Source organism: Xanthomonas sp. CFBP 8151, from assembly GCF_011761885.1.
Lineage (GTDB): Bacteria > Pseudomonadota > Gammaproteobacteria > Xanthomonadales > Xanthomonadaceae > Xanthomonas > Xanthomonas arboricola_B.
Genome location: NZ_JAASQZ010000001.1, coordinates 1,523,196 through 1,535,931, shown reverse-complemented (window position 1 = coordinate 1,535,931; position 12,736 = coordinate 1,523,196). Strand labels below are relative to the sequence as shown.

Annotated in this window: 5 protein-coding genes and 1 pseudogene; 5 read left to right on the top strand and 1 reads right to left on the bottom strand. The window is 65.7% G+C overall.

From position 1 onward, the window contains the following. Positions 1-44 precede the first annotated feature (44 nt). A pseudogene (locus FHT08_RS06460) lies at positions 45-326 on the top strand (response regulator); the annotation flags it as partial. A gap of 219 nt (positions 327-545) precedes the next feature. Next, positions 546-1,973 carry a DHA2 family efflux MFS transporter permease subunit gene (locus FHT08_RS06455; protein WP_166774597.1) on the top strand — a complete coding sequence of 476 codons (1,428 nt, stop codon included), beginning with the start codon at positions 546-548 and terminating at the stop codon, positions 1,971-1,973. Positions 1,974-2,261: 288 nt separating this feature from the next. On the opposite strand, the gene FHT08_RS06450 is transcribed toward FHT08_RS06455, so the two are convergent. Beyond that, positions 2,262-7,271 carry an NAD-glutamate dehydrogenase domain-containing protein gene (locus FHT08_RS06450; protein ID WP_104604889.1) on the bottom strand — a complete coding sequence of 1,670 codons (5,010 nt, stop codon included), beginning with the start codon at positions 7,269-7,271 and terminating at the stop codon, positions 2,262-2,264. 288 nt (positions 7,272-7,559) lie between these two features. Between FHT08_RS06450 and FHT08_RS06445 the strand changes: the two genes are divergently transcribed. The 3 genes from FHT08_RS06445 to FHT08_RS06435 are packed head-to-tail and all read left to right on the top strand — an operon-like array spanning position 7,560 to position 12,724. Further along, a complete protein-coding gene (locus FHT08_RS06445) occupies positions 7,560-8,219 on the top strand; it encodes a TetR/AcrR family transcriptional regulator (RefSeq protein WP_104537024.1) in 660 nt (219 codons plus the stop codon). Between the two features lie 14 nt (positions 8,220-8,233). After that, positions 8,234-9,541, top strand: a complete 1,308-nt coding sequence (locus tag FHT08_RS06440) for an efflux RND transporter periplasmic adaptor subunit (RefSeq protein ID WP_166774596.1) — start codon at positions 8,234-8,236, stop codon at positions 9,539-9,541. Between the two features lie 12 nt (positions 9,542-9,553). Then, positions 9,554-12,724, top strand: a complete 3,171-nt coding sequence (locus FHT08_RS06435) for a multidrug efflux RND transporter permease subunit (RefSeq protein ID WP_166774595.1) — start codon at positions 9,554-9,556, stop codon at positions 12,722-12,724. Positions 12,725-12,736 lie beyond the last annotated feature (12 nt).

The window sequence follows — 12,736 nt, the reverse complement described above, 5'->3', positions numbered from 1 at the left end:
TGTGCGTCGACGACGAATCCAGCAACCTGGCCACCCTGCGCTAGCTGCTGCGCGACGAGTTCCCGCTGGTGTTCGCCAAATCCGGCGGTGAAGCGCTGGAGGCGGTGCTCCGCCACGCGCCATCGTTGATCCTGCTGGATGTCGAGCTGCCCGACATGGACGGGTATGCAGTGGCGCGCACGCTCAAGCAGCAGCCCGCCAGCATAGCCATCCCGATTCTGTTCGTGACCTCGCGCAGCAGCGAGCACGACGAACGCACAGGCCTGGAAGCAGGCGCGGCCGATTACGTCAGCAAGCCCTACCCGCCCGCGCTGTTCAAGGCCAGAGCGAGCATTCCGCCCCACTCGCAGGCCGCACGGCCCCGCTCGCGCGGGCCGGCAGTGTTATCGGCTCCGTGATGCGTACGCAGTGTTGCCTGGCGCGCGCTTGAACCCCGCGTCGCAGCGGCGGACAATGCACATGTTGCGCCGCACAACACCGTGCGACGCGGGCCGGTCCGATCGCCATCTGCGCGCCACCGATGCGGCCCCGCAACCGAGAGCCCGATGTCCTCCAGCGTGTCCGAGGCCGGCGTCACGCCGCCGCGTTATCCCGATTACCGCATCATCTCGCTGATCCTGGCCTGCGCCATCTTCATGGAGCAGATGGATGCCACCGTGCTGGCGACCGCGCTGCCGACCCTGGCACGCGACTTCGGCGTTGCCGCACCGGCGATGAGCATCGCCATGACCAGCTATCTACTGGCGCTGGCGGTGCTGATCCCGGCCAGCGGTGCGATCGCCGACCGCTTCGGCCTGCGCCGGGTGTTCGGCGCATCGATCTGGGTGTTCGTCGGCGGCTCGATCCTGTGTTCGCTGGCCGACAGCCTGCCCACCATGGTCGCCGCGCGCGTGCTGCAAGGCGCCGGCGGCGCGATGATGGCTCCGCTCGGTCGGCTGATCCTGTTGCGCACCGTGGAGCGTCGTCACTTGGTGTCGGCGATGGCCTGGACGCTGGTGCCGGCCTTTATCGGCCCGATGCTGGGCCCGCCGCTGGGCGGATTTTTCGTCTCGTATTTGGATTGGCGCTGGATCTTCTACATCAACGTGCCGATCGGCATCGCCGGCTTTGTGCTGGTGCGCCGTTTCATCCCCGACATTCCCAGCGAATCGGCCCCGGCACGCTTCGATCTGCGCGGTTTCGTGCTGTGCGGCACCGCGTTGGGTTGCCTGTTGTTCGGCCTGGAAATGGTCAGCCAGCAGGACGGCATCGGCACGGCGAGCTGGCTGCTGGCCATCGGCGGCAGCGCTGCACTGGGGTATCTGTGGCATGCACGCCACCACCCCGCTCCGCTGCTGGATCTGAGTCTGCTGCGGATCGATTCGTTCCGCTTGTCGGTGATCGGCGGGGCGCTGATGCGTATCACCCAGGGCGCGCATCCGTTCCTGCTGCCGCTGCTGTTCCAGATCGGCTTCGGCATGAGCGCTGCGCACAGCGGGCGCCTGATCCTGGCCACCGCGCTCGGCGCACTGCTGATGCGTAGCATCACTCCACAGTTGCTGCGCCGCTTCGGCTATCGCAACAGCCTGATCGGCAACGGCGTACTCGCCAGCCTGGGCTACATGGTGTGTGCGTTGTTCCGGCCCGACTGGCCGCCGGCGCTGATGTTCGGCCTGCTGCTGTGCTGCGGCGCCTTCATGTCGTTCCAGTTCGCCGCCTACAACACCATCGCCTACGAAAACGTCCCCGCATCGCGCATGAGCCGCGCCAGCAGCCTGTACACCACCCTGCAGCAACTGATGCTCTCGGTCGGCGTGTGCGCCGGCGCGATGATCCTCAAGCTGGCCATGCTGGCCGGCAGTCATCTGCAACCGCAGCAACGCGATTTCTCGCTGGCGTTCTGCGTGGTCAGCCTGATCTCGCTCAGCGCCACCTGGTGGCATGTGCGTTTCGACAAGGATGCCGGGCAGGAGATGAGCGGGCACCGCGCCTAGGCATTGGGCCCGCCCGCCTGCGCCCGACATGACTTGTCCGCCATGCCACTCGCATCCAGACATACTCACAAGAAAAGCAACGCGTGTGCTGTCGCTGATCGGATTTGGGCCTGGCGATTGGTCGATAGTCGGACGACGCATTGAGTTCGCGAATGTACGACGCAATTTCGCATGTAAACAAGGCGACCCTTGCGCCGCCTTGTGCATGGGCAGACTACTACGTAACTGCATCAGCGCAACCAAGGTGATGGCGAATCACTCGCTCCGCCATCACCTCGCTGCACATGGTTACAAGCCGTGCGCAGCCAGCTGCCCCAACCGCTGCACTGCGACCGACACGGTCGGGTAGTCCAGCGTCTTCTGCTCGGCCACATCGGCCAGCATGGCCAGGGTGAAGCGCAGGCTGGAATCGTCGCGCGCCAGCCAGGTGGCCACCTTGTCCTCGGCACTGCTGCCGGACATGGTCAGCACCTGCGCCACCAGTGCGCGCTGATGTGCGGCCAGTTCGTCGCGCAGCACGCCGCGTGCCACTGCGTGCCAGCGGCCGTTGACCTCCAGCGCGTCGATCTGCTCGAACAACCACGGTAGGCGCAGCGCTTCGCCCAGGCGGAAATGCACCTTGGACACCTCCACCGGCTTGAGCTTGCGGGTGCGCGCGGTTTCGATGATGTCGAAGGCCGGTTCCAGGTAACGCAACTCGCACAGCTGTTGCGCCAGCTGCGGCGGCAGGCCCTTGTCCTGCCATTCCTGCACGCTGGCTTCGTACTGCGGGCGCTGCGCATCCGACAGCACGCCGGAGGCGATACGGATGTCGTTGAACGGGCCGTGGTAACGCTCCACCGCCGCGGTGATGCCCGGCATCTGACCTGGACGCAACAGCAGCCAACGCACGAACGAGCGTTGCAGGCGCCAGATCACTTCCAGCGCATCGATCTGCACCGACTCGGGCACCTTGCCGTCCAATGCGTCGATCTGCGTCCACAGTGCGCGCGCATCCAGGGTCTCGCGGCTGATGGTGTAGGCCTTGGCGACCTCGGCGATGCTGCGGCCGGTGTCTTCCTGCATGCGCATCAGGAAGGTGGCGCCCATGCGGTTGATGGTGGTGTTGGTCACCGCGGTGGCGATGATTTCGCGCTTGAGGCGGTGGCGCTCCATCGCATCGGCGTATTTCTTCTGCAGCGGCTGCGGGAAGTAGCGCTGCAGTTCCTTGGACAGATACGGGTCTTCCGGAATGTCCGATTCCAGCAGCTGCTGGAACGCCACCAGCTTGGAGTACGACAGCAGCACCGACAGCTCCGGTCGCGACAGGCCCTGCCCGCGCGCCTTGCGTGCGGACAGTTCGGCATCGGAGGGCAGGAACTCGATCTGACGATCGAGCAGGCCCTGCAATTCCAGCGTGCGGATGAAGTGCTGCTTGGAGCCCAGACGCTTGACGCTCATCCGCTCCATCAGGCTGATCGCCTGGTTCTGGCGGTAGTTGTCCCACAACACCAGGTCGGCCACTTCGTCGGTCATCGAGGCGAGTAGCGTGTTGCGCGCGTCGTAGGTGAGCTTCTTGGCCTGCACCATGTCGTTGAGCAGGATCTTGATGTTCACCTCGTGATCGGAGGTGTCCACGCCGGCCGAGTTGTCGATGAAGTCGGTGTTGAGCAGCACCCCGGCCTGCGCGGCCTCGATGCGGCCGAGCTGGGTCAGGCCGAGGTTGCCGCCCTCGCCCACCACCTTGCAGCGCAATTCGCCGCCATTGACGCGCAGGCCATTGTTGGCGCGGTCGCCCACATCGGCGTGCGACTCGCTGGACGCCTTGACGTAGGTGCCGATGCCGCCATTCCAGAACAGGTCCACCGGCGCCTTGAGGATGGCGTTCATCAGCTCGTTGGGCGAGAGCTGCTTGACGCTGGATTCCAACCCCAGGACCTCGCGCACCGGCGCGCTGATGTCGATGGATTTGAGCGTGCGCGGATAGATGCCGCCGCCGGCGCTGATCAGCTTGGCCTCGTAGTCGGCCCAGCTGGAACGCGGCAGCTTGAACAGGCGCTCGCGCTCGGCGAACGAGGCGGCGGCATCGGGATTGGGATCCAGGAAGATGTGCCGATGATCGAACGCAGCCAGCAGACGGATATGGCGCGACAACAGCATGCCGTTGCCGAACACGTCGCCGGACATGTCGCCGATGCCGACCACGCTGAAATCCTGGCTCTGGCAGTCGCGCCCCATCGCACGGAAGTGGCGCTTGACCGACTCCCACGCACCGCGCGCGGTGATGCCCATGCCCTTGTGGTCGTAGCCGACCGAGCCGCCGGAGGCGAACGCATCGCCCAGCCAGAAGCCGTGGTCCAGCGCCAACCCGTTGGCGATGTCGGAGAACGTGGCAGTGCCCTTGTCGGCCGCGACTACGAGATACGGGTCGTCCAGGTCGTGACGCACCACCTGCGGCGGCGGCACGATCTTGCCGCCGACGATGTTGTCGGTGATGTCGAGCAGGCTCTGGATGAACAGCTTGTAGCAGGCGATGCCTTCGGCCTGGATCGCGTCACGGTCGCCGCCGACCGGCGAGCGCTTGACGTAGAAACCGCCCTTGGCGCCGACCGGCACGATGACGGTGTTCTTGACCATCTGCGCCTTGACCAGACCCAGCACCTCGGTGCGGAAATCCTCGCGCCGGTCCGACCAGCGCAGGCCACCACGCGCCACCGCGCCGAAGCGCAGGTGCACGCCTTCCACACGCGGGCTGTAGACGAAGATCTCGCGGTACGGGCGCGGCTTGGGCAGATCCGGCACGATCGAGGAATCCAGCTTGAAGCTGATGCAATGGCCGTGCTTGCCGCTCTTGTCGGCCTGGTAATAGTTGGTGCGTAGCGTCGCATCGATCACGCCGATGAAGCTGCGCAGGATGCGGTCCTCGTCCAGGCTGGAGACGCGATCCATCAACTTCAGCAGCGTGGCGCGCGCGGCTTCCTGCTGCGCATCGCGATCGCTGCCACGCGCCTGCAGCACCGGCTCCAGCGCCTTGAGCGTGGCCTCGTCGCCAGCTGCCAGCACCGACAACTCCTCGCGCAGGCGTTCCTGCCCGGCGAAGATCTGCGCCTTGGTCTCGTTGCCGGTGGACGGATCGAAGCGCGCCTCGAACAGTTCCACCAGCAAGCGCGCCAGCAGCGGATAACGGGTAAACGTCGCCTCGACGTAGGCCTGCGAAAACGGCACCGCGGTCTGCAGCAGGTACTTGCAATAGCCGCGCAGCAGCGCGACCTGGCGCCAGTGCAGGCCGGCGGCCAGGATCAGGCGATTGAAGCCGTCGTTCTCGGCATCGCCGTTCCAGATCCGCTCGAAGGCTTCGCCGAAACCGGCGTCGGCGTTGGCCGCATTGATCTTGCCGGAGGTCGATTCGACCTCGAAATCCTGAATGTAGACCGGCGTCTCGCCGACCTGCAGCCGGTATGGCCGCTCGGAGATCACGCGCAGGCCCATGTTTTCCATCATCGGCATTGCATCGGACAACGGAATGTCGTCGAGCTGGCGATACAGCTTCAGGCGCAGGCCTTCGCCGGCGTCCAGTCGCATGCCGTCGTCGCGACGGATTTCCTGCAGGCTCAGATGCAGATCGTCCGGGCCGTCCAGTGCGGCCAGATGTTCGACGTCGGACACCGCCGATTCAATCGACGAGTCCTCGATATAACCGGCCGGCAACGCACGCCCGAAGTTGGCGGCCATGCGCAGGCCATTGACCTCGCCATGCCGTGCCACCAGCGCCTCGCGCAGGGCATCGCGCCAGTTGCGCAGCAGATGCGCCAGCCGCGACTCGAGTTCGGTGGTATTGAATTCCAGCGCCTCGCCGCTCTTGGGCCGTACGATCAGGTGCAGCTGCGCCAGTGGCGACTCGCCCAACACCACGCTGGAATCGATGTATTCGCCGTGCAGCGCATCCTTGAGCAAGGCCTCGATGCGCAGCCGTACATCGGTGTTGAAGCGCTCGCGCGGGATGTACACCAGCGCGGAGATGAAGCGGCTGTACTTGTCGCGGCGCAGGAACATGCGGCTGCGCACGCGCTCCTGCAGGCCGAGGATGCCGATCGCGGTGCGATACAGCTCTTCCTCGTTGGACTGGAACAGCTCCTCGCGCGGCAGCGTCTCGAGGATGTGCCGCAGTGCCTTGCCGCTGTGGCTGCTCGGGGTCAGCCCGGACTTGCTCATCACGTATTCGTGGCGCTGGCGCACCAGCGGAATCTCCCACGGGCGGCGGTTGTAGGCGCTGGAGGTGAATAGGCCCAGGAAGCGCTGCTCGCCGACGATGCGGCCCTTGGCATCGAATTCCAGGATGCCGATGTAATCCATGTAGCCGACCCGATGCACGCGCGAGCGCGCGTTGGTCTTGGTCAGGATCAACGCATCCTTGAGCTTGGCCGAGGTGTTCAGGCCGTGCGCCGCCAGCGTGGTCACCGGGCGCGCCGGCGAGGTGTCGTGGCCGCGCATCAGGCCCAGGCCGGTTTCTTCCACCGGCGCCAGCACATCCTGGCCGTCCTGCTTCTCCACGCGGTATTCGCGATAGCCGAAGAAGGTGAAGTGGTCGGCCGCCGCCCAGCGCAGGAACTCCTGCGCCTCGTGGCGGCTGATGTCGTCCATCGGCAGGCGGCGGGTGGCCAGGTCGTCGGCCAGCATCACCATCTTCTCGCGCATCGACGCCCAGTCGTGCACGATCGCGCGCACTTCGGCCAGCACCTTGCGCACCGCCGCTTCCACCTTGGGCATGTCGTCGGCGGGCTGGCGGTCGATCTCCAGCACCATCATCGACTCGCTCTTGCCCTCGCCCACTGCGGTCAGCTTGCCGGCCTTGTCGCGCGCAATGCGCAGCACCGGATGGCCGAGCACGTGCACGCCGATGCCCAGATCCGACAGCGTCATGCTCACCGAGTCGACCAGGAACGGCATGTCGTCGTTGACGATCTGCAGCAGCGTGTGCGGCGACTCGTAGCCGTGGCTCTTCAGGGTCGGGTTGAACACCCGCACATTGACCGTACCGGCCTTGCGCGTGCGCGCAAATTCAAGCATGTCCGACGCCAGGGCCGCCCACTGCTCGGGCGGGTGGTTGGGGAACTCGTCCTCTTCCATGCGCCGGTAGAAGTCGGCTGCGAACAGCTGCACCTCGGACTGGCGGGCAGCCGGGTAGCGCTTGCGCAACGCGGCGAAGACCGGCTCCAGGGTGACCGCCTGCGGCGCGGCGGCAAGCACGGGGACGGCATGGTCGGCGACTGGTTTGACCGACGTCGTGGACGATTTCGAAGCAGCTTTCTTGGCTGTCATGAGAGCGCTGGGGTGCTCGGTGGAAAACCTGAATTGTACCGGCGCCGGATGAAGACGCCTTGCTGCATAGCGCAAATTTCCGGCCAGCCGCCGACCGGGTGCAGCGTCAACGCACCCTCCCCGACTGGCATTCTGCCGGCGTCGCCGGATTGGCCCCTGCACAAGCGCACGCCGGACCGCCACACCCGGCAAAGTCCGGCCGGGCGCCCGGGGCATAAGGCGTGCATCGACATGACCGCGAGCGTCAAGTCTGTTTAAAAACTAAACTGGACGGTATAGTCTACCGCCATGACCCCCCGTTCCCACCGTGCTGCCCGGCGCTCGGACTGCGATCGCCGCATCCATACAGCTGTGCATACGCTGCTTGCCGAGCGCGGCATGCGGCTGAGCATGGACGCGGTGGCCGCGCGTGCCGGCTGCTCCAAGCAGACCCTCTACAGTTACTACGGTTGTAAAGAAAACCTGCTGCGCGACGTGCTTCAGGACCATGTGCATCTGGCAACGGTGCCGCTGGGCACCGACTCGGGCGAGTTGCGCGAGGATCTGCTGGCCTTCGCGCTGGCCCACCTTGACCGCCTGAACCGCCCCGATGTGTTACAGACCTGCCGGTTGGTGGAGGCCGAATCGCATCGGTTCCCAGATCAGTCGCAGCAGATCTTCCAGGACGGAGTCGTCGGCATGCAGCAGCGCCTGGCGCAGCGCTTCCAACAAGCGATGCAAGCCGGCCAGCTGCGCCATGACGATCCGCACTGTATGGCCGAACTGCTGTTGAGCATGATCGTCGGTCTGGATTTCGACCGGCAACGTTTTCAGGTTCCCCACCGCGCCGGCCTCCCCGCCAGGCAGCAGTGGGCGCAGTTCGCTGTCGACACCTTCCTGCGTGCATTTGCCGCGGTTGCTGCCACGCCTTCGCTGTCCCCGCTTTCCTTTCTCACTTCAAGACCCTAACGGAGTTCCTCCTGATGATCGCCCCGCTTCGCACATTCGGCCTGGCCTGTGCCATCACCCTGGCGCTGGCTGCCTGCAGCAAGCCCGAACAACAGCAGGCGCCGCCGCCGCCGGAAGTGTCGGTGCTGGAGATGAAGCCGCAGACCCTGCCGCTGGAACGCGACCTGGTCGGCCGCCTGTCGGCATTCCGCTCGGCCGACGTGCGCGCACGTGTCGACGGCGTGCTGCTCAAGCGCCTGTACACCGAAGGCACCGACGTCAAGGAAGGCCAGCCGTTGTTCGAGATCGACCCGGCCCCGCTGAAGGCCACGCTGCTGCAGGCGCAAGGCCAGCTGGCCGCCGCCCAGGCGACCTACGCCAACGCCCAGGTCGCCGCCAAGCGTGCGCGCAGCCTGGCCCCGCAGCAGTACGTGTCGCGTGCCGACATCGACAACGCCGAAGCCACCGAGCGCTCTTCCGGCGCCAGCGTGCAACAGGCGCGCGGCCAGGTCGAGTCCGCCCGCATCCAGCTCGGCTTTGCCAGCGTGACCTCGCCGATCACCGGCCGCGCCGGCATCCAGCGCGTGACCGAAGGTGCGCTGGTGGGCTCGGGTGAGGCGACCCTGCTGACCACGGTCGATCAGATCGACCCGCTGTATGTGAACTTTGCGATGAGCAGCGAAGAACTGGCCGCCCTGCGCCAGGCCCAGAGCAGCGGCAACGTGCAGCTCAGCGGCGATGGCAAGTCCACCATCAACGTGGAACTGGGCAACGGCACGCAATACCCGCACCCGGGTACGCTGGATGTGTCGGCAGTGACGGTGGACCCGAGCACCGGTGCGGTGTCGCTGCGCGCGACCCTGCCCAATCCGGAACAGGCCCTGCTGCCGGGTGCGTTCGTGACCTTCAAGGCCAGCCTGGGCCAGCGCAACAACGCCTACCTGCTACCGCAGCAGGCCGTGCAGCGCGATGCCACCGGCGCCTATGCGCTGGTGCTGGGCAAGGACGGCAAGGTGGTGCGCAAGAATCTCACTGTCGATGGCCAGCAGAAGGGCCAGTGGATCGTCACCGCGGGCATGACCCCGGGCGACCAGGTGATCGTCGACGGCGTGCAGAAGGCGAAGGAAGGCCAGCCGGCCAAGGGCGTGCCGTGGGATCCGAACAAGCCGGCGCAGGGCGGCCAGCCGGGCGCACCGGGCGCAGCTCCGGCCGCCGCCCAGGGTGGCGGCGCACAGGCCGCACCGGCAGCCGACAAGGCCGATGCAGCGGCACCGGCCGCGCAGGAACCGTCCAAGCCGGACGCTGCGGCGCAGCCGTCCGACTCCCAGTCCAAGCAGCAGTAACGGAACCCGGACATGCCTAAGTTTTTCATCGAACACCCGATCTTTGCCTGGGTGGTGGCGATCCTGATCTCGCTTGCGGGCGTGATTTCGATCCTGAATCTGGGTATCGAGTCGTACCCCACGATCGCCCCGCCGCAGGTCACCGTTACCGCCAACTTCCCCGGCGCCAGCGCCGATACCGCCGAAAAAGCGGTGACCCAGGTCATCGAGCAGCAGCTCACCGGTATCGATCACCTGCTGTACTTCAACTCGTCCTCGGCCGCCAACGGCCGCGTGACCATCACGCTGACCTTCGAAACCGGCACCGACGCGGATATCGCGCAGGTGCAGGTGCAGAACAAGGTGTCGCTGGCCACGCCGCGCCTGCCCTCGGAAGTCACCCAGCAGGGTGTGGTGGTGGCCAAGGCCAACGCCGGCTTCCTGATGGTGGCCGCGTTGCGCTCGGACAACCCGTCGATCAACCGCGATGCGCTCAACGACATCGTCGGCTCGCGTGTGCTCGAGCAGATCTCGCGCGTGCCCGGCGTGGGCAGCACCAACCAGTTCGGCGCCGAGTACGCGATGAACATCTGGTTGAACCCGGAGAAGCTGCAGGGCTACAACCTGTCGGCGACCCAGGTGCTGACCGCGGTGCGTAACCAGAACGTGCAATTCGCGGCCGGTTCGGTGGGCGCCGACCCGACCCCGGAAGGCATCAGCTTCACCGCCACGGTCTCGGCCGAGGGCCGCTTCAGCTCGCCGGACCAGTTCGAGAACATCATCCTGCGCACCGACAACAACGGCGCCACGGTGCGGTTGAAGGATGTCGCACGGGTCACCGTAGGGCCGAGCAACTACGGCTTCGACACCCAGTACAACGGCAAGCCCACCGGTGCCTTCGGTATCCAGCTGTTGCCGGGCGCCAACGCCCTGAACGTGTCCGAGGCGGTCGGTGCCAAGCTCGACGAACTGCAGCCGACCTTCCCGCAGGGCGTGACCTGGTTTGCACCGTACGAATCGACCACCTTCGTGCGCATCTCCATCGAGGAAGTGATCCACACGCTGGTGGAAGCCATCGTGCTGGTGTTCCTGGTAATGCTGCTGTTCCTGCAGAACTTCCGCGCCACCGTGATTCCGACGCTGGTGATTCCGGTCGCGCTGCTGGGGACGTTCTTCGGCATGTACATGATCGGCTTCACCATCAATCAGCTGACGCTGTTTGCGATGGTGCTGGCGATCGGCATCGTGGTCGACGACGCGATCGTGGTGATCGAGAACGTCGAACGCATCATGAGCGAGGAACACCTGGAGCCGAAGGCGGCCACGCAGAAGGCGATGACCCAGATCACCGGCGCAGTGGTGGCCATCACCGTGGTGCTGGCGGCGGTGTTCATCCCCTCCTCGCTGCAACCCGGCGCTTCGGGCGCGATCTACAAGCAGTTCGCGCTGACCATCGCCATGTCGATGGGGTTCTCCGCGTTCCTGGCGTTGAGCTTCACCCCGGCGCTATGCGGCGCGTTCCTCAAGTCGACCCATTCGACCAAGAAGAACTGGATCTACCGCACCTTCGACAAGTACTACGACAAGCTGGCGCATCGCTATGTCGGCGTGGTCGGCCACACCCTCAAGCGCTCGCCGCCGTGGATGATCGTGTTCGTGGTGCTGGTGGTGCTGTGCGGCTTCCTGTTCACCCGCATGCCGGGCAGCTTCCTGCCGGAAGAAGATCAGGGCTTTGCGGTGGCCATCGTGCAGCTGCCGCCGGGCGCGACCAAGATCCGCACCAACGAGGCCTTTGCGCAGATGCGCGCGGTCCTGGAGAAGCAACCGGCCGTGGAAGGCATGCTGCAGATTGCCGGCTTCAGCTTCCTGGGCTCGGGCGAAAACGTCGGCATGGGCTTCATCCGGCTCAAGCCGTGGGACGAGCGCGACGTCACCGCCGGAGAGTTGATCCAGCAGCTCAACGGTGCCTTCTACGGCATCAAGGGCGCGCAGATCTTCGTGGTCAACCTGCCCACCGTGCAGGGCCTGGGCCAGTTCGGCGGTTTCGACATGTGGCTGCAGGACCGCTCCGGCGCAGGCCAGGAAGCCCTCACCCAGGCGCGCAACATCGTGCTCGGCAAGGCGGCGGAAAAGCAGGACACCCTGGTGGGCGTGCGTCCGAACGGCCTGGAAAACTCGCCGCAGCTGCAGTTGCATGTGGACCGTGTGCAGGCGCAGTCGATGGGGCTGGACGTCAGCGACATCTACAGCTCGATCCAGCTGATGCTGGCGCCGGTCTACGTCAACGACTACTTCGCCGAAGGCCGCATCAAGCGCGTCAACATCCGTGCCGACGATCAGTTCCGTACCGGCCCGGAGTCGCTGCGCAGCTTCTTCAGCCCGAGCGCCACGGCCACCGGTGCCGATGGTCAGCCGGGGATGATTCCGCTGAGCAATGTGGTCAAGGCCGACTGGACCTACGCCTCGCCGGCACTGAACCGCTACAACGGCTATTCGGCGGTGAACCTGGTCGGTAACCCGGCGCCGGGCGGCAGCTCCGGCCAGGCGATGAGCGCGATGGAAGAGATCGTCAACAACGATCTGCCGCCGGGCTTCGGCTTCGACTGGAGCGGCATGTCGTACCAGGAAATCATCGCCGGTAACGCTGCCACGCTGCTGCTCGCGTTGTCGGTGGTGGTGGTGTTCCTGTGCCTGGCCGCACTTTACGAGAGCTGGTCGATTCCGGTGGCAGTGCTGATGGTGGTGCCGATCGGCGTGCTGGGCGCGATCACCTTCTCGATGCTGCGCGGCCTGCCGAACGATCTGTATTTCAAGATCGGCATGATCACGGTGATCGGCCTGGCGGCCAAGAACGCGATCCTGATCGTGGAGTTTGCGGTGGAGCAGCGTGCGGCAGGCAAGACGCTGCGCGAGGCGACGCTGGAGGCGGCGCATCTGCGCTTCCGCCCGATCCTGATGACCTCGTTCGCCTTCATCCTGGGCGTGCTGCCGCTGGCCATTTCCACCGGTGCCGGTGCCAACTCGCGTCACTCCATCGGTACCGGCGTGATCGGCGGCATGGTGTTCGCCACCGTGCTCGGCGTGATCTTCATCCCGCTGTTCTTCGTGGTGGTGCGCCGCATGCTGGGCGACAAGCTGGATGAACAGTCCAAGCAATACCTGCTCGCGCAGAACGACTCGGGCCCGCATCGTCCGGATCGCTGATCCCGGATACGG

Coding starts and splice junctions, on each gene's coding strand:
- FHT08_RS06455 (WP_166774597.1), top strand. CDS start 546: ATGTCCTCCAGCGTGTCCGAGGCCGGCGTCACGCCGCCGCGTTATCCC.
- FHT08_RS06440 (WP_166774596.1), top strand. CDS start 8,234: ATGATCGCCCCGCTTCGCACATTCGGCCTGGCCTGTGCCATCACCCTG.
- FHT08_RS06450 (WP_104604889.1), bottom strand. CDS start 7,271: ATGACAGCCAAGAAAGCTGCTTCGAAATCGTCCACGACGTCGGTCAAA.
- FHT08_RS06435 (WP_166774595.1), top strand. CDS start 9,554: ATGCCTAAGTTTTTCATCGAACACCCGATCTTTGCCTGGGTGGTGGCG.
- FHT08_RS06445 (WP_104537024.1), top strand. CDS start 7,560: ATGACCCCCCGTTCCCACCGTGCTGCCCGGCGCTCGGACTGCGATCGC.